Source organism: Massilia sp. X63 (assembly GCF_041023745.1).
Classification (GTDB): domain Bacteria; phylum Pseudomonadota; class Gammaproteobacteria; order Burkholderiales; family Burkholderiaceae_D; genus Telluria.
In genome coordinates this window covers 1-982 of record NZ_JBFTEF010000047.1, presented here as the reverse complement: position 1 = coordinate 982, position 982 = coordinate 1, and the positions used below count along the sequence as shown (strand labels likewise).

Below are 982 nucleotides of genomic sequence, written 5' to 3'. Positions count from 1 at the left end.
CGAACTTCCGCAAAGACAACGGCAAAGCCATTCGCAACGTCTGCAGGCAGTTCGTCGTCTTGTGCCAGCAGCTGGATCTGTTCTCGGATGCAGTCGTGGCGATCGACGGCAGCAAGTTCAAGGCCGTCAACAGCAGCGACCGCAACTTCACTGACGCCAAGCTCAAGCGCAGGATGGCGGAGATCGAAGCGAACATCAGCCGCTACCTGGCAGAACTGGACACCGCCGACCGGCAGGAGCCGGCTACTGCACAAGCGAAAAGCGTTCGCCTGAACGACAAGATTACAGCGCTGAAATCGCAGATGGCCACGCTAAAGGAAATTGAAGCGAAGCTGGAAAAGACTGGCGAAACGCAGATCTCGCTCACCGATCCGGACTCGCGCTCGATGATGACACGCGGCTCAGGCATCGTGGGCTATAACGTGCAAACTGCGGTCGATGCCAAGCACCACCTAATCGTCGAACACGAGGTGACCAATAATTGCAGCGACCGTGACCAGTTATCCAGCATGGCCAAGAAGGCCCGCACAGCAATCGGTACGACGACGTTGACAGCGATCGCCGACCGAGGCTACTTCAAGGGTGAGGAGATCGTCGCCTGCCATGAGGCGGGCATTCATGCCTTGGTGCCGCCTACGAAAACTTCTGGCGCAAAGGCCGATGGCCGGTTCGACAAGGCCGACTTCATCTACGATCGAGCCAAGAACGAGTACCGCTGCCCGGCTGGCGAGGCCTTGATATGGCGATTTGCCAGCGTCGAGAAAGGCATGACGAATCACCGCTACTGGAGCTCCAACTGCAAGGGCTGCCCGCTCAAGGACAAATGCACGCCGAGCGCGCAGCGGCGCGTGACGTGCTGGGAACATCAGGACGTGCTCGACGAAATGCAGGGGCACCTTGAACAGACGCCTGATGCCATGCGTATCCGCCGCTCGACTGTCGAGCATCCGTATGCAACGATCAAGGCGTGGATGGGAGCGAC

The 982-nt window shown here is 59.0% G+C and carries 1 protein-coding gene; it reads left to right on the top strand.

Annotated features, from left to right (window positions below):
• Nucleotides 1–982 (top strand): IS1182 family transposase (locus AB3347_RS25870; protein WP_369094521.1); only part of this gene is annotated, 982 nt, incomplete at both ends.